The following is a 24,435-nucleotide window of genomic DNA, read 5'->3' on the forward strand; positions in this document are numbered from 1 at the left end:
CGACAGCCAGGCGCCTCGATCAGCCGGTCGCCAGCCAGGCGACGAGTGCCACCAGCACCACGACGACCACTGCCGCACCGATGATGAGCGGCAGGCGGGACGGGGCCTCCGTCGACGCCGCAGCCTCCGGCGTCTGGTTGAAGGCGCGGAACGCCTCGGTGTTGCCGCTGGGGTCCGTGTAGTTCTCAGGCATGTCGGTGACCCTAGCGAAGCTGGTCACGCTGCACCGTCCCCGGCCCACGGCGTCCCAGGGGTGGACCCGCCCGGCGGAGGTGACCCGACCGGGTGGCGGGTGCACCCGAGCCGGACGGCGGGGCCGCTACGCCCGCCCGGGCACCTACCGTGGAACGATGGGGGCAGGCCGGCTGATGGCCGTACTGGTGACAGCGTTGCTGGCCGGCTGTGCGCCGGCCACGGCCGTCGCCGGCGGGGCCACCGGACCGGTGCCGGCGCGTCGGGCGCCCGAGGGGTCGTACGCCGTCGGCGTGCGTACGCTCACCCTCGATCCGCGCTCGGCGCGCCCCCTGCCGGTGACGATCTGGTACCCGACGTCGACCGGTCAGGTGGCGGCCGGGCGGTTCCCGGTGGTGGTCTACAGCCACGGGCTGGGCAGCCTGCCCGAGCTGCACGCCGGCCTGACCACCCGCTGGGCGGCGGCCGGTTTCGTGGTGGCTGCACCGGCGTACCCGCACACCCGGCTGGGTGCCGCGTACTTCACCCGGGCGGACGTACGCCACCAGCCGGCCGACGCGTGGCGACTGATCCGGCACCTGGGCGGCCTCGACCGGAGCCCTGTCGATCCCCTCGCAGGGCACCTCGACCTGACCTCGGTCGCCGCCGCCGGGCACTCGGCGGGTGGCTTCACCACCTCCGGCATGTTCAGCGAGGGCCACCCGGCCCGGTTGCGCGCCGGGATCGTGATCGCCGGCGGCGGGCTGCCGGGCAGCTTCGCCGGGCCGGCCGCGCCGGTGCTCTTCGTGCACGGCACGGCCGACCCGGTGGTGCCGGTGACTGTCGGCCGGGCCGCGTACGCGCGTACTCCCGGGCCGGCCGTGTTCCTCAGCCTGCTCGGCCAGGACCACGGCGCGTACCTCACGCCGGGCCACCCGGGCTTCGCCCCGGTGCTCGCCACCACCACCGATTTCCTGCGCTGGACCCTCTACGGCGACCGGGCCGCCGGTTCCCGCCTCCCCGCCGACGCCCACTCCCCCACCCTGACCAGTTACGAGTCCCGCCCGGCCCACTGACCCGGCCGACGCCGGTACGGTCTTCCGGTGGACGAGCTTGCGCGGCGGCAGTTGGCGAGCATCGCCGAGGTGGTCGCGGTGGCCGGGGCGGGCGGCATCCCGGGATGCTGGACGCCCCACCCGGCCGGATCGGTCCACTCACCGCGCCGACCATCTCGGTGGCGGCCCAGATCGAGTTCAAGCAGATGTACCCGGTCTGGATGCCGGAACGTCCCCGCCGCCCGAAGGACGCCGACGACCTGGCCCGGCTGCGCGCCGGTCCTGCTCAAGCAGATCCTCGTAGACCCCGACCTTGAAGGTGATCAGGTCCAGGCACTGGGTGAGCCGGCCGAGTTGGCTGGTGACCTGCTCGTGGTGCTCGCGCAGCAGCGCGAGTCGTTCCTCCTCGTTGCCGGCGCCTTCCCGGACCAGGTCGGCGTATCGGCGGAGCGCGGGAAGCGGCATGCCGGAGGCGCGAAGGATGATGCAGACGCCCAGCCAGTCCACGTCGTCCTCGGTGTAGCTGCGCCGCCCGCCAGGCCCACGGCGTACCGGGCTGACGAAGACGCCCTGCTGCTCGTAGAAGCGGAGCGCGTGCACGCTCAAGCCGGTGCGTTCGGCGACCTGACCGATGCTCAAAGTCGCTGTGACCTCAGCCATGACGAGCAGGATACCGAGGGTTGACCTAGAGCCGACTCTAGCTCCTAGGGTGCGCGGTGATCGCTACTGAAACAGCCAAGGAGCATCGACATGCGCTATCGCACCCTCGGCGGCACCGGCATCGAGGTGAGCACCCACTGTCTCGGGACCATGATGTTCGGTGCCGTCGGCAACCCCGACCACGACGACTGCGTCCGCATCATCCACACCGCCCTCGACCAGGGCATCAACTTCGTTGACACCGCCGACATGTATGGCCAGGGCGAGTCGGAGGAGATCGTGGGCAAGGCGCTGCGGGGACGCCGGGACGACGTCGTCCTGGCCACCAAGGTGCACTTCCCCATGGGCGAGGGCCCCAACCAGGGTGGCAACTCGCGGCGGTGGATCCTCAAGGCCGTCGAGGGGAGCCTCCGGCGGTTGAACACCGACTGGATCGACCTCTACCAGATCCACCGTCCCGACCCCTCTACCGACATCGAGGAGACCCTCTCGGTGCTCACCGACCTCGTCCGCGACGGGAAGATCCGCGCCTTCGGCTGCTCGACCTTCCCGGCCGAGGAGATCGTCGAGGCGCACCAGGTCTCTGAGCGTCGCGGCCTCGGACGCCTGCGCACCGAGCAGCCGCCGTACTCGATCCTGGCCCGCGGGGTCGAGGCCTCGACCCTGCCGGTCTGCCAGCGCTACGGCATGGGAGTGCTGGTCTGGAGCCCGCTCGCCTTCGGGTTCCTCAGCGGGAAGTACCGCAGGGACCAGCCCGTCGACCTGTCGACCGGGCGTGCCGCCCTGCGGCCGGCGCAGTTCGACCCCACGATCGCCGAGAACGCCGCCAAGCTCGACGCCGTCGAGCAGCTCGTCGACCTCGCCGCCAGCATCGGCTGCACGCTTCCGCAACTCGCCATCGCCTTCACAGTGGCTCACCCGGCCGTCACCTCGGCGATCATCGGACCGCGAACCATGCCGCAGTTGGAGGACCTGCTCAAGGGCGCCACGCTCACCCTGGACGACGCGACCCTCGACCGGATCGACGAGATCGTTCCGCCCGGAACGAACCGGTACAACCCCAATGCCGCCTTCCCTCTGCGCGCACTGACCGACACCTCACGACGGCGACGCCCGCTCGCCGAACGTGCCGCGGCCTGAAGCCGAGCGCGCAGCGCTGGGTGAGTCGACGGGCACACCGCGTCGAAGTCCACCGGGCACGTCAGCGGGGCAAGGCACAATCGGATTCATGCCACGTCGCGTCACCCCCGCCCTGCTGGCCAGCGCCGTGCTCATCGCCGGTCTGGTCGGCTGCTCGGCGGACGCCAGGAAGACCGAGGGCCAGCAGGCGCCCGTCGAACCACCACCCGCCGCCACGCCGACACCGCAGGTCCCCGCCGGAAAGGCCCCGCAACGCGCCTTCGCGGTCGGCGTACGCCAGCTGAAGCTGGATCGGGACGGCCGCGCGCTGCCCACGACGCTCTGGTACCCGGCGGCCGGGCAGTCCGGCGGCGCGGCCAAGCGGTCGGCGACGGCGGCGGAGGGCCGGTTCCCGGTGGTGATGTTCAGTCACGGCCTGGGTGGGCGGCCGGACGACTACGGCACACTGCTGACCCGCTGGGCGGCGGCGGGGTTCGTGGTGGCCGCGCCGGCGTTCCCGCACACCTCCCGGGGCGCTGACAACAACGTCCTCGACGTGCTGAACCAGCCCGCCGACGTGTCGTACGCGTTGGATCAGGTGTTGGCGCTGGACGGCAAGGCCGGCGACGCGTTGCGCGGCCGGTTGGACGGCGAGCGGGTGGCCGCGGCCGGGCACTCGGCGGGCGGGGTGACCACCATCGGCCTGTTCACCGCGAGCCGGGACGAACGGCTGGACGCGGGTGTGGTGTTCGCTGGCACGGCGCTCGGCGTGGGCACCGCGTTCGCCGGCGCGGCCGCGCCGCAGCTGTTCGTGCACGGCGAGTTGGACGAGGTGGTCGAGTACGCGGCGGGCAAGGCCGCGTACGACAAGGTGCCCTGGCCGAAGGCCATGCTGAGCCTGCCCAAGGGCGACCACGGGCGGGCGCTGCTCGGCGACGGGGCGACGCTGCGGGTCGTCTCGGACACCTCTGTCGAGTTCCTGCGCTGGTCGCTCTACGGCGACGCCGACGCCAAGAAGCGCATCTCCACCGACGCGACACGCGGGGACATCGCCACCTTCGACGACCACCTCTGACGTCCGCCCGGCCGATCACGGTGAAGATCCCCGCAGCATCAGGCATGTTGCTGCCTCAGCGCGACCGGAGGCAGCAACATCCCTGATGTCGCGCGGATGAAGGCAGGTGTCAGGCGGTGTGGTCGATGACGACCTTGCCGAAGGCGTCGCCGGAGTGCAGTCGGGCGAAGGCGTCCTCGACCCGGCTGAACGGGACGACGCTGTCCACCACCGGGCGCACCTCGTTGTCGGAGCAGAACGCCAGCAGCTCGTACAGCTCGCCGGGGGTGCCCATCGAGGTACCCAGGATCTCCAGCTGCATCGCGAAGACCCGGCGCAGGTTGACCGACGGCTCGTGCCCGGCGGTAGCGCCGGAGACCACGATCCGGGCCATCGGCGCGGCCGACTTCAGCGAGTGGTCGAAGGTGGCCGCGCCGACCGTCTCGATCACCACGTCGACCCGTTCCGGCAGCCGGGCACCGGGCTCCACCGCGATGGCGCCGAGGGCCGAGATCCGGTCCCGCTTGACGGCGTCGCGGCTGGTCGCGTACACCCGCTTGCCCATCGCGACGGCAAGCGCGACGGCCGCGGTGGCCACGCCACCGCCCGCGCCCTGCACCAGCACGCTGTCGGCGTCCGCGACGCGGCCCTTGGTGGTCAGCATCCGCCACGCGGTCAGCCAGGCCGTGGGCAGGCACGCCGCGTCGGTCGCCGCCATGCCGTCGGGCAGCGGGATCAGGTTCGATCGGGGTACGGCCACCCGCTCGGCGAGCGTCCCGGAGAAGTGCTCGGAGAGGATGGAAACCCCGCGCGGGTCATTCGGCGTGACGACCACCGGGTACACGACCACCGGGCGCCCCTCCGGGTCCAGCCCCACCGCGTCGCAGCCGAGGATCATCGGCAGCTGGGCCTCGGTGAGACCCACCCCGCGCAGTGACCAGAGGTCGTGGTGGTTGAGCGAGGTGGCCCGCAACTGCACGGTCACCCAGTCGTCGGCCGGAGGGGTCGGCTCGGGCCGCTCGCCGACGGTGAGCGCGGCGAGCGGGTCGGCGTCGTCGAAACGGGAGGCAAAGGCAGCACGCATGATCGGCACGGTAACAAGCTGAGCGCTCGTTAAGAAGCCGTGCCGCACAGGCCGGCGGCTCATGCTGCGCCGGAGCGCCCCCGGCCCATGCGGCGCACAGGCCGGCGGCGCATGCTGCGCCGGAGCGCCCCCGGCCCGTGCGTGCGCTAGCGGCGGGCGACGCCGTCGCGGCGGGCGGCTTCGGCGACCGCCTCGGCCACGGCCGGCGCGACACGCGGGTCGAGCGGGGACGGGACGATCGCGTCGGCGGTCAGGGAATCCGCCACCACCCCGGCGATGGCGTCCGCGGCGGCGACCTTCATCGCCTCGGTGATCCGGGTGGCACCGGCGTCCAGCGCGCCACGGAACACCCCGGGGAAGGCCAGCACGTTGTTGATCTGGTTGGGGTAGTCGCTGCGGCCGGTGGCGACGACCGCGACGTGCCGGGCGGCCACCTCGGGGTGCACCTCGGGGGTCGGGTTCGCCAGCGCGAACACGATTCCGCCGGGCGCCATCCCGGCCACCGCCGACTCGGGGATCTGCCCGCCGGAGACCCCGACCAGCACGTCCGCGTCGCGCAGCGCCTCGGTGATGTCGCCGTGCCGGCCGTCGGCGTTGGTGCTCGCCGCCAGCTCGGCCTTGGTGCCGGTCAGCTCGGTGCGGTGCCGGCCGATGATCCCCTTGGAGTCGCAGACCACCACCTGGTCGGGGTTGACGCCCCCGGCGATCAGCATCTTCGTCACGGCCACGCCGGCCGCGCCCGCGCCGCTCACCGCCACCCGCAGGTCACCGAGCTTGCGGTCGAGCAACGTCGCGGCGTTTCGCAGCGCGGCGAGCACCACGATGGCGGTGCCGTGCTGGTCGTCGTGGAAGACCGGGATGTCCAGCGCCTCGTCGAGCCGACGCTCGATCTCGAAGCAGCGCGGCGCGCTGATGTCCTCCAGGTTGATCCCACCGAACGAGGGGGCCAGCGCCCGCACCACCGCGACGATCTCGTCCACGTCCTGGGTGTCCAGGCACACCGGCACCGCGTCCACCCCGGCGAACTGCTTGAACAGCACCGCCTTGCCCTCCATCACCGGCAGCGCGGCCCGGGGGCCGATGTTGCCCAGCCCGAGCACCGCCGAGCCGTCGGTGACCACCGCGACCGTGTGCGACACCCAGGTGTAGTCGTCCACCAGGGCGGGGTCGGCGGCGATCGCCTCACACACCCGGGCCACCCCCGGGGTGTACGCCAGGGAGAGGTCTTCCCGGCTGGTGAGTGGCACTGTCGAGGTGACGGCCATCTTGCCGCCCCGGTGCAGTAGGAAGACGGGATCAGCGGGGTCCACGGTGGACGAAGGCATGGTGGTGACTCCAGGATCTGTCGAGCAGATGTGAGGCGGCCTGCCCCGCCGCGAGGTGGGCGGCGAGCGGTGGCACGCGGTGCGGGGGGTCACCCGGGCACTTTCCGAGCATAGTGTCGGCACCACCCCTCGGATGTGAGCAGGGTCATAACTGACGACGAGGCATCCGTCCGGGGCGCGGCCAGTAGCGGGCCACCACCCGCCCGCGTACGTCGGCCACCCCGTACGCCCGGGAGTCGTCGGTGATCAGGTCGTTGTCGCCACGCAGCCACCAGCCGCCGTCCTGCGGCCGGACCGCACGCTTCACCACCAGCAGATCGGGCCGGGTCCGGAAGACCGCGACCACCACGTCGCCGGCTCGGATCGGGCGGCCACCGGGGCGCACCAGCACCGCGTCGCCGTGCCGCAGCGTCGGGGCCATGGACGGGCCCGTGACCAGAACGGCGGCCAGTGGCCTCCGCAACCGGGGCACCTCAGCCGGGTGATCGGCGGCCACTGGTTTCACCTCCACCCGGTTCGGGGAGCATTCCCAGGAGTAATGTCGCCTTTGATCATCGCAAACTTCCCATGGAGGATCCTGATGCGACTTCCGCGCATCCTTGCGCCCCGCGTCACCGCGAGCGCTCACTGCGACCTGCCGTGCGGTGTCTACGACCCGGCTCAGGCCCGGATCGAGGCCGAGTCGGTCAAAATGATCTGCGAGAAGTACCAGTCGAACACCGACCCGGAGTTCCGCACCCGGGCCGTCATCATCAAGGAGCAGCGCGCCGAGCTGGTCAAGCACCACCTCTGGGTGCTCTGGACCGACTACTTCAAGCCGCCGCACTTCGAGAAGTACCCGAACCTGCACAGCCTGTTCAACGAGGCCACCAAGCTCGCCGGCGCCGGTGGCGTCAAGGGCAGCCTCGACCCGGCCACCGCCGACAAGCTGCTCGCGAAGATCGACGAGATCTCGAAGATCTTCTGGGAGACCAAGAAGGCGTGACCTCACCGGTCATCCCGACGATCCGGCCGGCACGTCCCGAGGACGTGCCGGCCGTCGTCGCCATGGTGCACGAGCTGGCCGAGTACGAACGTGCCCCCGAGCAGTGCCATCTCACCGCCGAGCAGCTGACCTCGGCTCTGTTCGCGACCGCTCCAGGTCGCGGCGTGGCGTCAGACGCGCCGAGCTGGAGCGGTCGGACGACTGCTCCAGCGCTCTTCGGTCATGTCGCGGTGGACGAGCACGACGAGCCGGTCGGCTTCGCGCTGTGGTTCCTCAACTTCTCCACCTGGGCCGGCGTGCACGGCATCTACCTGGAGGACCTGTACGTCCGGCCGGCCGGCCGGGGCACCGGTGCCGGTCGACTGCTGCTCGCCACGCTGGCCGACATCTGCGTACGACGCGGCTACCGGCGGCTGGAGTGGAGCATGATCGACTGGAACCCGGCCGCCGGCTTCTACGCCTCGATCGGGGCCGAGCAGCTGAGCGAATGGGTTTCCTATCGGCTCAGCGGCGACGCGCTCCGCGAGTTGGCCGACCACGCCACCACCGCCGGCACGCGTCCGGGCGACTGACCGGGTAGAGTCCCCGACCGGGGGGATGAGGCGTGACTCAACTGACTGGCCAGCCAGCGACCGACGACGACGTGGTGCACCTCACGGTGCCCGCCGACGGCGGTTACCTCGGCGTGCTTCGTACCGCCACCGCCGGTCTCGCGGCCCGGTTGCAGTTCGCGCTCGACGAGATCGAGGATCTGCGGATCGCTGTCGACGAGGCGTGCGCCATGCTGCTCGCCATCGCCACCCGCGACGCCGAGTTGGAGTGCCGCTTCGCTGTCACCGAGGACGCGCTGACCGTCGAGGTGACAGTGCCGACAGTGCGCGGCGCCACCCTGCCCGGCGAGTCGTCGTTCGCCTGGAAGGTGCTCACCGCGCTGACCACCTCGGCGTCCGCCACGTCCGCCGACGGTCGGGCCACGATCGCGCTGCTCACCCGCCGCTCCGGCGGCTACTGACCGACCCGACGCGCCGGCGCGGTCACTCGAAGCCGAGGGCGCGTGTCGTCGGAGGGCAGATCAGCAGCCAGGCCACGCCCAGGCCGAGCGCCATCAGCGGCACGCCCAGCCAACCCAGCCCAGCCTGGATCATGAACCACCCGATCGGCAGCAGCATCAGCTGAAGCACGATCGCGGGAGCCCGTGCGCCCGCCTGACGGCGCAGCAGCGCGCGGCCCAGGGCCCAGAGCGCCACGGCCGCCCCGATGGCGAACACGGTCACCAGCAACGCCGCCAGCAGGTCGGTACGGGTGGCCGTGAGGTCGGCCCAGACCAGCCAGACGGCGATCAGCCCGACGACGGCCGCCTCCGCCCACAGCAGCCGGACCGCCCAGCGGAGCGTGACGGGGATCGGGTCCGAGTCGATGGTCACGCGCGCCACGATACCCGGGCTGCCGGAAGGTACAGTGCCGCCCATGCGGGCCGTCCTGGTGGTCAATCCGAAGGCCACCACCACCAGCGAACGCAGCCGGGACGTGCTTGTCCGGGCGCTGCGCAGCGAAGTCGATCTCAGCGTGCGCTACACCCGTCGGCGCGGGCACGCCGTGGCGCTGGCCCGGGAGGCAGCCGCGGAGGGGGTCGACCTGGTCGTCACACTGGGTGGCGATGGCACTGTGAACGAGGTGGTGAACGGCCTGATGACGGCCGAACCGCCGACTCGCGCCGGCGATGCCCCGATGGCCGAGCGACTGCCCGCGCTGGCGACCGTCCCCGGTGGCTCGACGAACGTGTTCGCCCGCGCGGTGGGTCTGCCCCGGGAGTGGCCGGAGGCGACCAGCATGATCCTGGAAGGGCTGCGGCTGGGCCGAAGCCGGACGGTGGGGCTGGGCCTCGCCGACGACCGCTACTTCACCTTCTGCGCCGGGTTCGGCCTGGACGCGGCGGTGATCCACCGGGTGGAGCAGGCCCGGCGGAAGGGGCGGGTGTCCACGCCGTCGCTCTACCTGCGTTCGATCATGAACCAGTACTTCCTCGCCTCGGACCGGCGGCACCCGGCGATCGTCCTGGAGCGTCCGGGCGAGCCGGCGGAGGCCGAGCTGGCCACCGTCATCATCCAGAACACGGCGCCCTGGACGTACCTGGGCGACCGTGAGGTCAACCCGAACCCGGCGGCGTCGTTCGATCTCGGGCTTGATGTGCTGGCGTTGCGTCAGCTCCGGGTGGCTAGCACAACACGGACAGTGACGCAGTTCCTGTCCCGGCAACCGAATCCGCGCGGTCGGCAGGTGTTACGACTCCATGACACGGCGGAGTTCACGCTGGTCTCCAGCCGTCCGCAGGCGTTCCAGCTGGACGGGGACTATCTCGGCGAGCGGGAGAAAGTCAGATTCACCTCCGTTCCCGCCGCACTGAGAGTAATCTGCTAGGTCTCGGGTACTGCCCTTGGTCGACACGGTGGCCACAACCGATCGACCTGGTCGCCGCCACACCGAGGGGCAGGTGCCGGAAATGTCAGCAATGTCACGCGGACTGTACTATATTGATCCTCGACTGTGGCACGGCGGGTAACCAGGAAAGCACTGGAACCCGGACAAATGGGTTGTGGGCTTGCTCACCGCCCGGAGTTTTTCCGAGCGTCACCCTTGACATCGCGACTGTTCGTGAAAGTATTCACAAGCGGACTTGAGTTACCGGGACATTGCCTGGATATGCTCGTCAGGTTGAGCTGTTCCAGCAGGTCCCCGGCGCTGAACGCCTGCTCACGCACTGCCGAATGGACGGACGCTAACTGTCACCATCGGCACTGCGGATGCATATAGGAAAAGCACGACATGCAATTGTTCGCCACCCATCCAGAATGAGGAGTGTTGCCGCCATGGACTGGCGTCACCATAGTGTCTGCCGCGACGAGGACCCAGAGCTGTTCTTCCCGATCGGGACGTCTGGACCGGCTCTGCTGCAGGTCGAGCAGGCCAAGGCCGTCTGCAGGCGCTGCTCCGTGACCGACCAGTGCCTTCAGTGGGCACTCGAGTCTGGTCAGGACGCCGGCGTCTGGGGCGGAATGAGCGAGGAGGAGCGGCGTGCCGTCAAGCGGCGCGGCGGTCTCCGGGTGCTGCGCGCTCACTCCGCCTGATCCCCAACACACAGCTGTACGCCCCGGTGGGTTCGCCCACCGGGGCGTTCTGCTGTCCGGCACCGGATGACCCCGTGCCGGCACGGGTCAGCCCGTAGACGCCAGCACGGGCCGGTCGTCGACCCGACGCAGCACCAGCTCGACCAACTCCGGTGCGTCGGTCAGCGGCGCGGCGACAGCCACCGCACCCGCCGCCCGGGCCGCCTCGGTCACCGCGTCGTGGAACAGCCCCGGCGCCAGGAAGTACGCGGCCACCGCGACCCGGGGCGCGCCGGACACCCGTAGCCGCGACACCGCCACGCCGGCCGCCGGTGGAGCCGCCGAGGCGTACGCCACCCGGCAGGGCACCCCGAACTCCACGCCGAGGGCGTCAGCCACCCGGCCCACCGAGCGGCGTGCCCTGGCGTCCCGGGTGCCCGCCGCGGCCAGCACCAACGCGTCGAAGCGGCCCGGACGCGTCTCACCCAGCCGACGGCACAGCCCGGCCAGCAGCCCGGGATCGGGCGTGTCGTCCGCCGGCCCGAGCACATCGGTCACCCGTACCGCCAGCGGCGGCCCGGACCGCGCCGCCGCGGCGACCGCCGCCGGAATGTCCACCCGATTGTGGTACGCGGCGGTCAGCAGCAGCGGCACCAGCACCGCCCGGCGGTGACCGGCCACGGCCAGGTCGCGCAGCACCTCGGTGGGCCCCGGCTCGGTGTGGTCCAGCCAGCTCGCCCACACCGGTGTGCCTGGCCGGGCCGCCGACACCGCCCGAGCCAGCGCCCGGGTGGCATCGGCCGCCCGTGGGTCACGGCTGCCGTGCGCGACCAGCACCACCGGGTCCGCCCCGCCGGCCGCGCCGGGGCCGGTCAGGGTCGTCGCCGGGGAGGTCAGACGTGCAGCCCGCACTCGGTCTTCTCGAACATGGCCCACCGGCCGGCCCGCGCGTCCTCGCCGGCCTTGGTACGGCGGGTGCACGGCCAACAGCCGATCGACCCGTAACCCTGCTTGAACAGCTCGTTGACCGGCACGTTGAAGCGGGCGATGTAGGCGTCCACATCCTTCTGCGACCAGGCCGCGATCGGGTTGACCTTGACCTTGCCGCGGCGCGCGTCGAAGGTCACCACGGGCGTGTTGGCCCGGCTCGGCGATTCGTCCCGACGCAGACCGGCGGCCCAGGCGTCGTACCCGGTCAGCGCCCGCTCCAGCGGCTCCACCTTGCGCAGCTGGCAGCAGTCGTCCGGTGACTTGTTGAACAGTCGGGGCCCGTACTGGCCGTCCTGCTGGCCGACGGTCAGCCGGGGCCGGATCGACCGGACGTTCACCGGCAGCGTCCGGGCGACCTCGTCGCGTACCCGCAGCGTCTCGGGGAAGTGCAGGCCGGTGTCGAGGAAGACCACGTCCACCCCGGGGGCCACCCGGGACACCAGGTGCGCCAGCACGGCGTCGGCCATCGAGCTGGTCACGCAGAACCGGTCACCGAAGGTCTGCGCCGCCCAGCGGGCGATCTCCAGTGCCGGGGCGCCCTCCAGGTCCCGAGCGGCCCGCTCGGCCAGGGCCCGCAGCTCGTCCGGCTCGCGCCGGGCCGGGTCGGCCGGCGTCGAGCCGCCCGGGCCCACCAGGCGCAGGCTCGCGGCCGAGACGAGACTCATGAGTTCACCGCCCGACTCAGCAACCCGGTGAACTTCACCGAGAAGACCCGGGTGCAGGCGTGGCACTCCCACGCGCCGTGCCCCGCCTCGTGCGGCCGCAGGTCCTCCTCGCCGCAGTACGGGCAGTACAGAGGTGCCGCTCGGTTCTCGCTGCTCACCGCAGTTCCTCCTCGTCGACTCTGATCACCCAGTTGGCGAACGTCTCGCCCTCGCTCCGACCGGCCAGGTAGCGACGGGCCAGCCGTTCCACGTACTCCGGAAGCTCCTCGGCGGTGGTCTTCAGGCCGCGCAGCTTGCGGCCGAAACCGGCGGTCTGCCCCTGGGCCATGCCCAGCCCGCCGCCCAGGTGCACCTGGAAACCCTCGACCTGCCGACCGTCCGGGCCGACCACCAGTTGACCCTTGAGGCCGATGTCGGCCACCTGGGTGCGCGCGCACGCGTTCGGGCAGCCGTTGATGTGGATCGAGATGTCCGCGTCGAAGTCGCGCAGCCGCTGCTCCAGCCGGGCCACCAGCTCCTCGCCGCGGGCCTTCGTCTCGACGATGGCGAGCTTGCAGTACTCGATGCCGGTGCACGCCATCGTGCCGCGCCGCCAGGCCGACGGCCGGGCCTCCAGACCGATCCCGCGCAGCGCGTCGACAAGCGACTCCGTCCGCTCCGACGGCACGTCGAGCACCAGCAGCTTCTGGTACGGGGTGAGCCGCACCCGGTCGCTGCCGTGCGCCTCGACCACGTCGGCCAACTGGCTGAGCTGTGCGCCGGAGACCCGCCCGACCACCGGGGCGGCGCCCACGTAGTGCCGCCCGTCGGACTGCTCGTGCACACCCACGTGGTCGACCGGCTTCGACGGCAGGATCGGCGCCGGGCCGTCGAGCAGCGTACGACCGAGATAGTCCTTCTCCAGGACCTCGCGGAAGCGCTCCACGCCCCAGTCGGCCACCAGGAACTTCAACCGGGCCCGGTTGCGCAGTCGGCGGTAGCCGTAGTCGCGGAAGATCCCGACCACCCCGGCCCACACGTCCGGCACCTCGGCCAGCGGCACCCAGACGCCGAGCCGCTTGGCGAGCATCGGGTTGGTGGAGAGACCCCCGCCGACCCACACGTCGAAGCCGGGCCCGTGCTCGGGGTGGTCGACACCGAGGAAGGCGATGTCGTTCGACTCGTACGGGGTGTCCACCAGCCAGGAGATCGACGTCTTGAACTTGCGGGGCAGGTTGGAGAACTGCTTGTCGCCGACGTACCGCGAGACGATCTCGTCGATCGCCGGTGTCGGGTCGAGCAGCTCGTCACGGGCCACCCCGGCGACCGGGCTGCCCAGCACGATCCGCGGGCAGTCGCCGCACGCCTCGGTGGTCTGCAGGCCGACCGACTCCAGTCGGCGCCAGATCTCCGGCATGTCCTCGACCCGGATCCAGTGGTACTGGATGTTCTGCCGATCGGTGATGTCGGCGGTGTCCCGCGCGAACTCCCGGGAGATGTCCGCGATCACCCGCAGCTGGGCCAGGCTGAGCTGGCCGCCGTCGATGCGGACCCGGAGCATGAAGAACTCGTCCTCCAGCTCGTGCGGCTCCAGCACGGCGGTGCGCCCGCCGTCGATGCCCGCCTTGCGCTGGGTGTAGAGGCCCCACCAGCGGAACCGGCCCCGCAGGTCCTGCGGGTCGATGGAGGCGAAGCCGCGGTGGGCGTAGATGTTCTCGATGCGAGCCCGGACGTTGAGCGGGTCGTCGTCCTTCTTGATCCGCTCGTTGGGGTTGAGCGGCTCGCGGTGGCCGAGCGCCCACTGACCCTCACCCCGTGGCCGGCGCGGTGCTCGGGTCGGGCGAGCCGTCTGGTCCTCGGAACGGGCCGGGATGCTGCTGACCGCCATCGCGGCGTCCTCCGTTGTCTGCTGTGCCTCGGGATACGCGGGGCGCGGCGGCCGGCCCGGCGAAGCGGGCGGGACAACGGTGTCTGAGACAGCCGGCGCGGAGCGCGCCCGAGACAGATTGGTCGGGCGTCGTCAGTAGGCCGGACAGATCGCGCTGCGCACGCGGCCGTAATCGACGTGGCGACGTGCCACGAAGCGGCGGACGACTGCGGCGGTCATGGGCCCATGCTGCCACACCCCGAGGGGGCCGGCCAATGTCCACGTGCTGGATCCCACATCACGGGCGGGGGTCAGCCGACCAGCTGGTCACCGAGGATAGTTCGGGCATAACGCACCACCCGCCCCTGCCGTACGCCGGCGATCAGGCCGTTGTCCCTCAGCGTGGTGAGGTGATGCGACGCCGTCGCCGGTGCGAGACCCAGCATCGCTGCCAACTCGCCGGTGCTCAGCGGCGAGTCGAGCAGGCAGAGCGCCTCCGCCCGGGTGCCGCCGAGCAGTGCGCCGAGCGCCGCGCTGGGCGGCGGCGAATCCCACAGCCCGCCCAGCCCGGTCGGCGGATAGCAGAGGGCGGGCCCGGCGTCGCCCTCCATGATCGCGTGCACCGTCGGCCCGGAGAACGAGGTGGGCAGCAGCGTCCACGGGCGTCCGTCCAGGCCGGGCGGGCGGGTCGTGCCGACGGCGACCCGCAGCGCCGCGCCGTCCCACCGGATCAACGGGTGCACGTCGCGAAGCAGAGTGCGCCCGCCCTGCTCGGCGGCGAGCAGCGTCCGACGCCGGATGTCGGCCAGCGCGAGCGCCCGCAGCCGGGGCCAGTCCGGTGCGATCAGCACTGTGAAGTACCTGTGGAGTTGCGCGACCAATTCGTCCGGGGCCAGCCGGGGTGCGCCGGCCCGCTCGAGTTGCCGGCGCATCCGGGACGGGTCGGTGCCGGCGACCGCCCGCAGCTCGGCGGCCAGGTTCGGTGCCACTCCGATCGGGGTGAGGAAGTCCGGCACGTAACCGTTGGACGACCTGAGCACCGCCAACAGCGGTTCCAGGCCGGCATCCGGCAGCAGCCGCTCCGCGCGTTGCCGCCACGGACGGTGCATCCAGTACTTCTCCGGCTTGCGTAACGCCCAGGAGCTGGCCACCAGCTCGGCCAGGGGCGAGTGCACGAACCGCACCCGGCTCAGGTCGTCGGGCGAGAACCGAACCTCGATCACCCACGGATTCGACCACGATCGAACGGTTCGGCGACAGCGCCCGGCGGCCCGACGATTCTCGGATGGAGTACAGGCAACTGGGCCGGTCGGGCCTGCGCGTCAGCGCGGTCGCGTACGGCAACTGGGTCACCCACGGCAACCAGCTCGACGACGACGCGGCGGCCGCGTGCGTGAAGGCCGCCCTGGATGCGGGCATCACCACGTTCGACACCGCCGACCGGTACGCCCAGGGGCGGGCCGAGGAGGCGTTGGGCAAGGCGCTGAGCGGCGTCCGGCGCAGCTCGATCGAGCTGTGCACGAAGGTGTGCCTGCCGGTCGGGCCGGGAGCCAACGACGCCGGGCTGTCCCGCAAGCACATCATCGAGGGCTGTCACGCCTCGCTGAGCCGGCTGGGCACCGACTACCTCGACCTCTATCAGGCGCACCGGTACGACGACAGCGTGCCGCTGGAGGAGACGATGCTCGCCTTCGCCGACCTGGTCCGCCAGGGCAAGGTGCTCTACGTCGGCGCCTCCGAGTGGACCGCCCCGCAGCTGCGCGCGGGCCTGCGGCTCGCCGCCGAGCTGCGCATCCCGTTCATCGCCAACCAGCCGCAGTACTCCATGCTCTGGCGGGTCGTGGAGGCCGAGGTGTCGCCCGCCTGCGCCGACCTCGGCCTGGGCCAGCTCGCCTGGTCGCCGCTCGCGATGGGCGTGCTGACCGGTCGGTACGAGCCGGGCCGGCGTCCGCCCGCCGGCTCGCGGGCCACCGACGGTTTCGGTGGCTCGTTCATCGCCCGCTACTCCTCGGATCTGCTGCTCTCCCGGGTACGCCAGCTCCGACCGATCGCCGAGGCCGCCGGCTGCACGATGGCCCAGTTGGCGGTGGCCTGGGTGCTGCGCCGGCCGACGGTGGCGGGCGCGATCGTCGGCGCGTCCCGGCCCGAGCAGCTCACCGAGACGGCCAGGGCCGCCACGGTACGGCTCGACGACGAGCTGATGGCCCGGATCGACGCCGTGCTCGACGAACTGGTGGAGCGTGATCCGGCGAAGACCGCCCGCCCGAACGACGTGATGCCCGCCTGGCGGCCACCACCTGCGGCCGGCTGACGCCCGCGCAGGGGGTGGCCGTGGCAGGCTCGGACCGTGGGGCAATTGTCCGAGAGGTCGGCCGGGGCGGCGTGGGAGCACCTGCGTCGCCTGCCGGTCTGGCTCCCCCCGGCACTGGTGACAGTGGCGGTGACAGTGACCGGGCTGGGCTCCGCCCAGCTCTGGCGCGACGAGCTGGCGACGTGGAGCGCGGCCACCCGGTCGCCCGGCGACCTGGTCCGGCTGGCCGGCACCATCGACGCCGCCACCGGGCCGTACTACCTGCTGATGCATGGCTGGACCAGTGTCGTCGGCGACTCCACGATCGCCCTGCGCGTGCCGGCGGTGCTGGCGATGACAGTGGCCGCCGGGCTGCTCGCCGTGCTCGGGGCACGGCTCGTCGACCGGCGCGGCGGCCTCTTCGCCGGGCTGCTGTTCGCGGTGCTCCCCGGCACCTCCCGCTACGGGCAGGAGGCTCGCCCGTACGCGCTGGCCACCATGCTCGCCGTGCTCGCCACACTGCTGCTGGTGACCGCGCTACGTCGACCGAGCTGGGCCCGTTGGGCCGGTTACGCCGTCGCCGTCGCCGCCCTCGGGCTCATCCACCTGATCGCGCTCACACTGCTCGCCGCCCACGCGCTGGTCGTCCTCATCGCCTGGTGGCGCGGCCCGGCCGCGGCCGGCGTCGCCACCCCGGCGCACCTCGACGCCGAACGGGACCGGCGGGTGTGGCGGTGGCTGGTCTCCGTGGTGCCGGTCGCGCTGCTGGCCGGGCCGCTGCTGGTCAAGGCCCGGACCCAGCAGTCGCGGCAGTTGAACTGGGTCCACCTGGCCCGACTGGACGACCTCACCGCGCTGCCCGGCGGCGTCACCCAGAGCAGTGTGGTCGGTGGACTGCTGGTCGGGGTCGCGGCGCTGGGCGCGGCCCGGCTCGGGCGACGCGCCCTGCTGCCGGTCGGCGCGGTGCTGCTGCCCGTACTGCTGCTCTTCGCCGCCGGCACTGTCGTACCGCTGTGGGTGCCCCGGTACCTGGTCTTCGTGGTGCCCTTCGCGTGCCTGCTGGCGGGCGCGGCGCTGGCCGCCGTGGCCGCACCGGCCGCGCTCGTCGTGGTGGTGCTGGCCGGGCTGCTCGGTCTGCCCGACCAGGCCGCGCTGCGGCGCACCCACGAGTGGCCGCGCAGCGCGCCGGTGGACTACGCGGGCGCGGCGCGGGTTATCGCCGACGGTCAACGCCCGGGGGATGCTGTGGTCTACTCGCCCCGGCACAGCTGGCTCTTCCTCGACCTCGGCATCGAATACCACCTCGGCGACCCTCCCCGGGACGTGCTGGTCACCGAGGACGAGGTCCGCCGCGGCGACCTGTGGGCAGCCGAGTGCCCCGAGCCGGCCCAGTGCCTCGCCGGTACGACACGGGTGTGGTTGGTCGTCGCCGGCCGGCACGCCGAGCCGCTGGCCACTGTGTCCGGCGCCAAGGGCGACGCGCTGCGCACGGACTTCACCGTCACCCAGGTCTGGCCGCGCCCCGGCCTGACCGTTGCCCTGCTGACCAGCCGTCCCGGCCGCTGACCGGTCCGTCCATGGGCAGGCGGGCGGTCCGCGCACCTCGTTGAGCGTGATGCCGGTGAGTCATCAAGATGACTCACCGGCATCACGCTCATCCAGACATCCGCTCCCGACGCGGACCCGCCCGAGCGGGAGCCGGAAGCAGGGCGGCGGGCGGCGGGCGGCGGGCGGCGGGCGGCGGCTCAGGGCTGCGAGCGGCCGTCGTGGGCGTTGCGGGCCAGCGGGACGACCAACACTGCCTCGGTGCCACCGTTGGCGCCGGCGCGCAGTTCGATGGTGCCGCGCAGCTCCCCGGTGATCAGGGCTCGGACGATCTGGAGGCCGAGCCGGCTGCCGCGTTCGGCGTCGAAGTCCGGGGGGAGGCCACGCCCGTTGTCGGTCACCGAGACGTGCAGCATCTTGCGGAACCGGTGTGCCGAGACCACCACCTCGGGTCGCAGCGACGGGTCGACCTCGGGAGCGGCGACCGGCACCATGCCGGAGGCCGCGGGTACGGGAACCTCTTCCGCCTCGTCGGCCGGCGGGAAGCCGTGCTCGACGGCGTTGAGCAGCAACTCGTTGAGGACCATCACCAGCGAGGTGGCGATCTCCGCCGGCAGTACGCCAAAGCTGCCGCGCCGCCGCATGCCGACGCTCACCTCGGTCGCCGCGACCTCGGTCGCCGCGCTGGCCACCCGGTCGACGATGCCGTCGAACTCCACCGCCTCGTCACTGGACATGGAGAGCGTCTCGTGCACCAGGGCGATCGAGGCGACCCGACGGACGGATTCCTCCAGCGCGACCCGGGCCTCCGGCATGGACACCCGGCGGGCCTGCAACCGCAGCAGCGCGGCGACGGTCTGGAGGTTGTTCTTCACCCGGTGGTGGATCTCCCGGATGGTGGCGTCCTTGGTGATCAGCGCCCGGTCCCGGCGGCGGACCTCGGTGATGTCCCGGACCAGCACCAGCGCTCCGATCGGCACCCCGGCCGGCATCAGCGGCAGCGCCCGGGTGAGCATCGTGGCACCTCGCGCGTCGATCTCCCGGCGGGGCGGCGCCTCACCCCGCAGCGCCGCCAGGATCCCGTTCGAGGCCTCGGTGCCGTCCAGCGGATCACCGGCCAGCCGGCGGTGCAGCGCGGCCAGGTCCTCCCCCACCAGGTGCGAGGCGTAGCCCAGCCGGCGGTACGCGGACTGCGCGTTCGGGCTGGCGTAGGTGACCTTCCCGCCGGCGTCGAGCCGGACCAGGCCGTCACCGACCCGGGGGGCCGAGGTGGTCTCGCCCGGATGCCTCGGCGGCGGGAAGGTGCCGTCCGCGATCATCTGCGCCAGGTCGTCGGCGGTGGTGAGGTAGTTGAGCTCCAGCTGGCTGGGCGTACGCGCGGTGGAGAGGTTGGTGTCCCGCCCCACCACGGCGATCACCTCGCCGGCCTCCCCCTCGGCGGTACGCAGCCGGACCGGGATCGCCTCATGCCGGGCCGGCACGTCGCCGTACCAGACCGGGTCGCCCTCGCGCCAGATCCGACCCTGGGAGTACGCCACCCCCAGATGGGCCACCTCCGGCCCGCCCACGATCCGGCCCACCTGGTCGTCCTGGTACGCGGTCGGCGCGGTGGTCGGACGGACCTGGGCAACGCAGAGGAACGTGCCCTCGGCGTCGACCGGAACCCAGAGCAGCAGGTCGGCGAAGGACAGATCGGAGAGCAGTTGCCAGTCGCCGGCGATCCGGTGCAGGTGGTCGATGTCGGCCGGACGGAGATGGGTGTGCTCCTCGGCGAGGTCGCGCAGCGTGGACACGGTGACCAGGGTGCCACGCCGCGCCTCACATCGTCGCGGTGACCTTCTTCAACCCGCGCGGCGCGTCCGGGTCCTCGCCCCGGGTGAGCGCCAGGGCCAGCGCCAACCGCTGCATCGGCAGGATGTCCAACAGCGGGGCGTACCGCTCGTCGACCTCGGGAACGGCCAGCCGGGTGGCGCCCGGCACGTCGGCGGAGCCGACCACCACCACGTCGGCGCGGCGTTCGCCGAGGCGGGGCAGCACCTCACCCATCGACCGGCCACCGGGGCCGGAGCCGACAACGGCGAGCACCGGAACCTCCGGGTCGGTCATCGCGAGCGGGCCGTGCAGCAGGTCGGCGCCGGAGAAGGCGAGCGCCGGCAGGTACGAGGTCTCCATCAGCTTCAGCGCGGCCTCCCGGGCGGTCGGGTAGGCGTACCCCCGGCCGGTGGTGACCAGCTGACGGGCGAACCGGTAGCGCGGGGCGAGCTGGGCCGGGGTGCCGTCGGCCAGGGTCCGGGCGGCCAGCTCGGGCAGCGCGTCGAGCCCCTCCCGTTCGGCCTTCGGGAGCACGCCGTCGCCGGCCCGGATCCCCTCCACCAGCATCAGCAGGGCGAGCAGTTCGGCGGTGTACGTCTTGGTGGCGGCGACCGCCCGCTCGTGCCCGGCGGCGATGTCGACGCTCAGCTCGGCCACGTCGACCAGCGGCGAGTCGGGGGCGTTCGTCACCGCGAGGGTCAGCGCCCCGGAGGCTCGGGCGGCGCGCAGCACCTCGGCCAGGTCGGGCGAGCCGCCGCTCTGGCTGACCCCGACGACCAGCGCGTCGGACAGGTCGGGGCGGGCACCGAACAGGGTGACGACGCTGGGTGAGGCGAGCCCGGCGGGCAGGCCGAGCCGGATCTCGGTCAGGTAGGCCCCGTAGAGGGCCGCGTGATCGGAGGTGCCTCGCGCGGTGAAGACCACGTGCCGTGGCCGACGTTCGGCGATGACCGCCGCCACCCGGGCGATCTCGACGGCGTTGGCAGCGGAGAGCAGGCGCGCGTAGCCGGCCGGCTGCTCCTCGATGTCGGCGGCCATTCCGGCCCCTGCACGTGTCACGGAAACCCCTCCCCCTGCGCGGTTGCCGCGCGATTCTTGCTCAGTCTTGCACTTTTGAGCGTATCTCAGCAATTGAACGAGCAGGACTGCGCAGGTGATCACCAGTTGATCTCAATATCAACTAAGCTTTACCCGCTGTACCCGGTCTACCTGCCACGAGAGGACGACGTGCCCGAGGGAACGGACGATCCCGCGCTCTCCGCGACGGAGGAGCTGGCTATGGCCCGGCTGGCACTCGACGAGGGCGACCTGCACCACGCCGCAGGCCACCTCGCCGGCGCGTTGGCCCGGGCACCCACCCTCCCCGAGGTGCACGAGACGCTGGCCCGGCTCGCCGCGACGGGCGGCGGCGGCCTCGACCTCTTCCCGATCAACCACCACACCTTCGTCGGTGCGGTGGTCGCCCGCGCCCACCTCCTCGCCACCGCCGGCCGCCCCGCCGAAGGGCTGGAGCTGCTGGCCGCCGCAACGTCGTACTCCCCTGGCACCGAGTGGGCCGGCGTGCCCTGGGTCACCGCGCCCGAGCTGGCCGAACGACTGGACCCGGAGCACATCGCCCGCGTCCTCATGCAGGTCTGCGCCGCGCTGCCCGACCCGGTGCCGCGGATCGGCCGGGCCCCGCTGACCCCGTACCTCACGCTCGCCCGCAACGCGGCCACCGTGCACCCCGACCACGGCCTGCTGCTGGGCGCGGCGTCCGCGCTGGCCCGGCGCCTCGGCGAGGTCGAGCTGGCGGTCCGCTGGGCCACCCGAGGGGTACGCGCACAGCCCTCGAAGATGGGCGAGGTGTGGCTCGGGTACGCGTACCGCAGCTCGGGCCGGACCCGTGACGGCCTGGCGGCTCTCGGTCGGGCCGTCGAGCTGGACCCCGACGACCTGGCGATCTACGCGGACATCGCCGGCACGCTGGCCGAGATCGGCCGGCTGGACGAGGCGTTGGAGTGGACCGAGCGGGCGCTGGCGCGCGATCCGTCGTTCGACTGCGCGGTACACACCGCCCACCGCCTGCGGCACCTGCGCGACGGTGACCTCGCCCACCTGGTCGCGCTCGCCGATTTCGTGCGGGACCACCCGGACGACAGCCACGAGCACGGCGACCTGGCCCAGTGCTGCCGAGGCAGGCCCTGGCTCGGCCAACTCACCCCGGCCGGCGGGCCCCTGGTCGACGCGATGCGTCAGGCGGTGGCCGATGACGACAACGGTCTCGGCGGTGCCGTACGCCTACCCGCCGCCGCCCCGCCGAGCGCGGTCGGCACGGCGATCTCCACCGCCCCCGGGCTGCGGATCGAGGTCGTCGGCACGCCGGAGCCCGACCCGCGCGAGCCCCGGCGGGAGTCCGCTCAGCGGTTGTGGCACTACGCGGACGCGGTCCCCACGCCCGCGGTGGCGGCGCCCTCGGCGACTGCTGTCGAACGGATCGGGCAGATCGCCCACCCGGCGTGGGCGCACCCACCGGCGGCGTACGACGCGGCGGTGGGCCTGGCCGGCCTCGACCTGGGCGACCTGCTCGGCCTGCTGGTCCATCCGCCGGCGGCGCCGGCCAACGCGGTGGGTCGGCTGCTGGCCGCCCACGATCCGTCGGTCTGGGTCCGTGGGGTGCAGGTGTGGGCCTGTCTGGGGCTGCTGCACCATCGCACCGACGAGCCGTGGGAGGGCTCGACCCGACGCCGGGTGCTGCTCGATCTGATCTGGGGCGTCGAGGACTGGGTCACCGAGGCGGCGCTGTTCGCCCTGGTCACCGCCGCCTGGGTGGACCCGTCGGTGCGGCCCGACGTGGCCCGGGTGGTGGCGGAGCGGCTGGCCGACGCGGCAGCCGTGGCGCGGAGCCGACCGGTCCCGATCGCCGCTTCGCTGGCCCATCTGGCACTCGCCGCCCCGCAGTTGGATCCGGCGACGGCGGCACTGGCCACCGAACTGCTGGCCACCCACTCCCCCCGGCTTCCCCGCCCCCGCAACCCCCTGCGCCGACTCTGGCAACGGCTGAGCAGGGGAGCGCCGCGCCGACCGTGACGGTCGACGCGGCGCTGTGTCGCTGTGGGGTCAGGCGACCGGGGCCTTGCCGAGGGCGACCTCGGCGTCCTCCTCCGGGGTGGCCTGCGGCGGTGCCTCGTTCGCGGTGCGCAGCGGGATCTCCTTGATGAACCAGGCGAGCACCGGGATCACGATGGTGAACAGCACCGCCCAGAGGAAGACGTGCGAGATGGCGTCGGAGAGACCGCCGAGCACCGCCTCGCGCGCCTGGGCGGGCAGTTCCTTGAGCTTCTCCAGGTCCATCCCGGCGCCGGCCTCGCCGCCACCGAAGGCCCGACCGCCCTCCGAGCTGGCCAGCCGGTTGGCGAAGATCGCGCCGAACAGCGAGATGCCGAACGAGCCGCCGATCGACCGGAAGAAGGTGGCCGCGCCGCTGGCGGCGCCCAGGTCCTTCTGCTCCACGCTGTTCTGCGCGATCAGCATCGACGTCTGCATGAGGAAGCCCATGCCGACACCGAGCACGACCATGTAGATCGAGGACATCAGCTTGCTGGTGTCGGTGTCGAGCATGGACAGCAGCGCCATGCCCGCGGTCATCACCACGCCACCGATGATCGGGTACGCCCGGTACCTGCCGTTGCGGGTGATCGCCCGGCCGATGACCAGCGAGACGACAAGCATGCCGAACATCAGCGGCAGCAACAGCAGACCACTGTTCGTCGCCGACGCCCCCTGCACGGTCTGCTGGTAGAGCGGCAGGAAGTTCATCGCGCCGAACATCGCGAAGCCGAGCAGGAAGCCGACCACCGAGATCAGCGCGAAGTTGCGGTTGGCGAAGAGCGCCAGCGGCAGGATCGGTTCCTGGACCCGGCGTTCCACCAGGCCGAACGCCACCAACGCGACGACGGCCAGCACGGCCAGGCCGAGGATCTGCGCCGACGTCCAGTCGTACTCGTTGCCACCCCAGGTGGTGATGAGCACGATCGCGGTGATGCCGACCGAGAGCAGCCCGGCGCCGAGCCAGTCGATCCGGTGCTCGGTGCGGTACTTCGGCAGGTGCATGGTGGTGATCAGCACGAGCAGCGCGACACCGCCCAGCGGCAGGTTCACGTAGAACGCCCAGCGCCAGGAGAGGTGATCGGTGATGAATCCACCGGCCAGCGGGCCGGCGACCATGGCGATGGCCATGATGCCAGCGATCATGCCCTGGTAGCGCCCGCGCTCGCGGGGCGGGACCAGGTCACCGATGATCGCCATCACGCCCACCATGAGGCCGCCGGCGCCGAGGCCCTGCACGGCCCGGAAGGCGATGAGCTGGACCATGCCGTCCTCTGGGCCGCCGAGCATCCCGGAGCCGGCCATGCCACAGAGGGCGGAGCCGACCAGGAAGACGACGACCGAGGTCAGGAAGACCGACTTGCGGCCGTAGAGGTCACCGAGCTTGCCCCAGATCGGGGTCGAGACGGTGGTGCCCAGGACGTACGCGGTGACCACCCAGGTGAAGTGGTTGAGCCCGCCGAACTCGCCGACGATCCGCGGTAACGCGGTGCTGACGATCATATTGTCGAGCATCGCGAGCATCATCGCGATCATCAGCCCGAACAGCACGACCCGGATGTTGTTGGGTCGTGTGCCGGCCTGGGTTGCCTGAGTCATGGGTAAGCTCCCCCCGAAGATTGCCGTACTTACTTGCCGCCCGG

25 protein-coding genes are annotated in these 24,435 nt (G+C 72.2%); 11 read left to right on the plus strand and 14 right to left on the minus strand.

What is annotated here, in order from left to right; translation table 11 throughout:
* Positions 1–19 precede the first annotated feature (19 nt).
* Complete coding sequence (locus IW249_RS04080) at positions 20–193, minus strand: hypothetical protein (protein WP_196919583.1); 174 nt, start codon at positions 191–193, stop codon at positions 20–22.
* A gap of 157 nt (positions 194–350) precedes the next feature.
* On the opposite strand from IW249_RS04080, the gene IW249_RS04085 reads away from it, so the two are divergent.
* Positions 351–1,247 (plus strand): alpha/beta hydrolase family protein, encoded by an 897-nt coding sequence (locus IW249_RS04085; RefSeq protein WP_196919584.1) that lies wholly within the window; start codon positions 351–353, stop codon positions 1,245–1,247.
* A 177-nt stretch (positions 1,248–1,424) separates the two neighbouring features.
* Here IW249_RS04085 and IW249_RS04090 read toward each other — a convergent pair whose 3' ends face one another.
* Positions 1,425–1,886 (minus strand): MerR family transcriptional regulator, encoded by a 462-nt coding sequence (locus IW249_RS04090; RefSeq protein WP_196919585.1) that lies wholly within the window; start codon positions 1,884–1,886, stop codon positions 1,425–1,427.
* Between the two features lie 90 nt (positions 1,887–1,976).
* On the opposite strand from IW249_RS04090, the gene IW249_RS04095 reads away from it, so the two are divergent.
* Both IW249_RS04095 and IW249_RS04100 read left to right on the plus strand, forming a co-directional pair.
* Positions 1,977–3,026 (plus strand): aldo/keto reductase, encoded by a 1,050-nt coding sequence (locus IW249_RS04095; RefSeq protein ID WP_196919586.1) that lies wholly within the window; start codon positions 1,977–1,979, stop codon positions 3,024–3,026.
* Between the two features lie 88 nt (positions 3,027–3,114).
* Positions 3,115–4,080: an alpha/beta hydrolase family protein gene (locus IW249_RS04100; RefSeq protein WP_196919587.1), complete on the plus strand. Its 966-nt coding sequence runs from the start codon at positions 3,115–3,117 to the stop codon at positions 4,078–4,080.
* A gap of 109 nt (positions 4,081–4,189) precedes the next feature.
* Here IW249_RS04100 and IW249_RS04105 read toward each other — a convergent pair whose 3' ends face one another.
* The 3 genes from IW249_RS04105 to IW249_RS04115 all read right to left on the minus strand — a co-directional run bounded on the left by IW249_RS04105 (position 4,190) and on the right by IW249_RS04115 (position 6,964).
* Positions 4,190–5,152, minus strand: a complete 963-nt coding sequence (locus IW249_RS04105) for a zinc-binding dehydrogenase (RefSeq protein WP_196919588.1) — start codon at positions 5,150–5,152, stop codon at positions 4,190–4,192.
* 137 nt (positions 5,153–5,289) lie between these two features.
* Positions 5,290–6,468: an NAD(P)-dependent malic enzyme gene (locus IW249_RS04110; protein ID WP_196919589.1), complete on the minus strand. Its 1,179-nt coding sequence runs from the start codon at positions 6,466–6,468 to the stop codon at positions 5,290–5,292.
* Between the two features lie 145 nt (positions 6,469–6,613).
* Positions 6,614–6,964 carry a S24/S26 family peptidase gene (locus tag IW249_RS04115; RefSeq protein WP_307788511.1) on the minus strand — a complete coding sequence of 117 codons (351 nt, stop codon included), beginning with the start codon at positions 6,962–6,964 and terminating at the stop codon, positions 6,614–6,616.
* 84 nt (positions 6,965–7,048) lie between these two features.
* On the opposite strand from IW249_RS04115, the gene sodN reads away from it, so the two are divergent.
* From sodN to IW249_RS04130, 3 genes are read left to right on the plus strand one after another with little or no spacing between them, the layout of a single operon-like run.
* Positions 7,049–7,453, plus strand: coding sequence for a superoxide dismutase, Ni (sodN, locus tag IW249_RS04120; protein ID WP_030490383.1), 405 nt, complete (start codon positions 7,049–7,051; stop codon positions 7,451–7,453).
* Positions 7,450–8,025: a GNAT family N-acetyltransferase gene (locus IW249_RS04125; RefSeq protein ID WP_196919590.1), complete on the plus strand. Its 576-nt coding sequence runs from the start codon at positions 7,450–7,452 to the stop codon at positions 8,023–8,025. The genes sodN and IW249_RS04125 overlap by 4 nt, the downstream gene beginning before the upstream one ends.
* A 32-nt stretch (positions 8,026–8,057) precedes the next feature.
* A complete protein-coding gene (locus IW249_RS04130) occupies positions 8,058–8,465 on the plus strand; it encodes an ATP-binding protein (protein ID WP_196919591.1) in 408 nt (135 codons plus the stop codon).
* Between the two features lie 22 nt (positions 8,466–8,487).
* Here IW249_RS04130 and IW249_RS04135 read toward each other — a convergent pair whose 3' ends face one another.
* A complete protein-coding gene (locus IW249_RS04135) occupies positions 8,488–8,877 on the minus strand; it encodes a hypothetical protein (RefSeq protein ID WP_124853891.1) in 390 nt (129 codons plus the stop codon).
* Between the two features lie 43 nt (positions 8,878–8,920).
* On the opposite strand from IW249_RS04135, the gene IW249_RS04140 reads away from it, so the two are divergent.
* Positions 8,921–9,871 carry a diacylglycerol/lipid kinase family protein gene (locus tag IW249_RS04140; protein WP_196919592.1) on the plus strand — a complete coding sequence of 317 codons (951 nt, stop codon included), beginning with the start codon at positions 8,921–8,923 and terminating at the stop codon, positions 9,869–9,871.
* A gap of 449 nt (positions 9,872–10,320) precedes the next feature.
* Complete coding sequence (locus tag IW249_RS04145; protein ID WP_088950012.1) at positions 10,321–10,578, plus strand: WhiB family transcriptional regulator; 258 nt, start codon at positions 10,321–10,323, stop codon at positions 10,576–10,578.
* 87 nt (positions 10,579–10,665) lie between these two features.
* Here the strand turns inward: IW249_RS04145 and IW249_RS04150 are convergent, their stop codons facing one another.
* From IW249_RS04150 to IW249_RS34930, 5 genes are all read right to left on the minus strand, one after another.
* Positions 10,666–11,469 (minus strand): sirohydrochlorin chelatase, encoded by an 804-nt coding sequence (locus IW249_RS04150; RefSeq protein ID WP_372432932.1) that lies wholly within the window; start codon positions 11,467–11,469, stop codon positions 10,666–10,668.
* Entirely contained in the window at positions 11,451–12,212 is a 762-nt protein-coding gene (locus IW249_RS04155; RefSeq protein ID WP_196919593.1) for a phosphoadenylyl-sulfate reductase, read from the minus strand. The genes IW249_RS04150 and IW249_RS04155 overlap by 19 nt, the downstream gene beginning before the upstream one ends.
* A complete protein-coding gene (locus IW249_RS04160) occupies positions 12,209–12,370 on the minus strand; it encodes an IS1 family transposase (RefSeq protein ID WP_196919594.1) in 162 nt (53 codons plus the stop codon). Before IW249_RS04160 ends, IW249_RS04155 begins: the two co-directional genes overlap by 4 nt.
* Positions 12,367–14,079, minus strand: coding sequence for a nitrite/sulfite reductase (locus IW249_RS04165; RefSeq protein ID WP_196919595.1), 1,713 nt, complete (start codon positions 14,077–14,079; stop codon positions 12,367–12,369). Before IW249_RS04165 ends, IW249_RS04160 begins: the two co-directional genes overlap by 4 nt.
* A gap of 290 nt (positions 14,080–14,369) precedes the next feature.
* Complete coding sequence (locus IW249_RS34930; protein WP_196919596.1) at positions 14,370–15,281, minus strand: ArsR/SmtB family transcription factor; 912 nt, start codon at positions 15,279–15,281, stop codon at positions 14,370–14,372.
* Between the two features lie 62 nt (positions 15,282–15,343).
* Here IW249_RS34930 and IW249_RS04175 point away from each other — a divergent pair, with 62 nt between their 5' ends.
* Both IW249_RS04175 and IW249_RS04180 read left to right on the plus strand, forming a co-directional pair.
* Positions 15,344–16,369 (plus strand): aldo/keto reductase family protein, encoded by a 1,026-nt coding sequence (locus IW249_RS04175; protein WP_196919597.1) that lies wholly within the window; start codon positions 15,344–15,346, stop codon positions 16,367–16,369.
* Between the two features lie 81 nt (positions 16,370–16,450).
* Entirely contained in the window at positions 16,451–17,914 is a 1,464-nt protein-coding gene (locus IW249_RS04180; RefSeq protein WP_372433026.1) for a glycosyltransferase family 39 protein, read from the plus strand.
* 179 nt (positions 17,915–18,093) lie between these two features.
* On the opposite strand, the gene IW249_RS04185 is transcribed toward IW249_RS04180, so the two are convergent.
* Together IW249_RS04185 and IW249_RS04190 are read right to left on the minus strand one after the other, a co-directional pair.
* Positions 18,094–19,686 (minus strand): PAS domain-containing sensor histidine kinase, encoded by a 1,593-nt coding sequence (locus IW249_RS04185; RefSeq protein WP_196919599.1) that lies wholly within the window; start codon positions 19,684–19,686, stop codon positions 18,094–18,096.
* Positions 19,687–19,711: 25 nt separating this feature from the next.
* Positions 19,712–20,743, minus strand: a complete 1,032-nt coding sequence (locus IW249_RS04190) for an SIS domain-containing protein (protein ID WP_196924630.1) — start codon at positions 20,741–20,743, stop codon at positions 19,712–19,714.
* Between the two features lie 240 nt (positions 20,744–20,983).
* Here IW249_RS04190 and IW249_RS04195 point away from each other — a divergent pair, with 240 nt between their 5' ends.
* Positions 20,984–22,774, plus strand: coding sequence for a tetratricopeptide repeat protein (locus IW249_RS04195; RefSeq protein WP_196924631.1), 1,791 nt, complete (start codon positions 20,984–20,986; stop codon positions 22,772–22,774).
* Between the two features lie 30 nt (positions 22,775–22,804).
* Here IW249_RS04195 and IW249_RS04200 read toward each other — a convergent pair whose 3' ends face one another.
* Complete coding sequence (locus IW249_RS04200; protein ID WP_196919600.1) at positions 22,805–24,391, minus strand: MDR family MFS transporter; 1,587 nt, start codon at positions 24,389–24,391, stop codon at positions 22,805–22,807.
* Positions 24,392–24,435 lie beyond the last annotated feature (44 nt).

This window comes from Micromonospora vinacea (genome assembly GCF_015751785.1).
Taxonomy (GTDB): Bacteria; Actinomycetota; Actinomycetes; order Mycobacteriales; family Micromonosporaceae; genus Micromonospora; species Micromonospora vinacea.